Here is a 336-nt window from a genome sequence, read left to right on the forward strand (position 1 = left end):
AAGGGTTGTCGTAGACTACGACGTTGATAGGCAGGGTGTGTAAGTGCTGCGAGGCATTGAGCTAACCTGTACTAATTGCCCGTGAGGCTTAACCATACAACACCCAAGGGGTTTTGTGGACTCAAAACTGTTGTTTCCGCTTTAAAAAGCAGAAACAAAGTACAAACGCTTGAATGAGTTTGAAGAGAAATAACTTTTAAATACAGCTTTCCGAATTTTAAAATTTGCTTGGCGACCATAGCATTGTGGACCCACCTGATTCCATGCCGAACTCAGAAGTGAAACACAATAGCGCCGATGGTAGTGTGGGGCTTCCCCATGTGAGAGTAGGACATC

General features: G+C 44.6%; 2 rRNA genes. Both read left to right on the forward strand.

The features are described 5' to 3' along the window. Positions 1-96: ribosomal RNA gene (locus tag AB4185_RS20460) — 23S ribosomal RNA — on the forward strand; the annotation flags it as partial. 131 nt (positions 97-227) lie between these two features. After that, positions 228-336: ribosomal RNA gene (gene rrf / locus AB4185_RS20465) — 5S ribosomal RNA — on the forward strand; the annotation flags it as partial.

The organism is Vibrio sp. 10N.286.48.F5, assembly GCF_041469785.1.
GTDB lineage: Bacteria > Pseudomonadota > Gammaproteobacteria > Enterobacterales > Vibrionaceae > Vibrio > Vibrio crassostreae_C.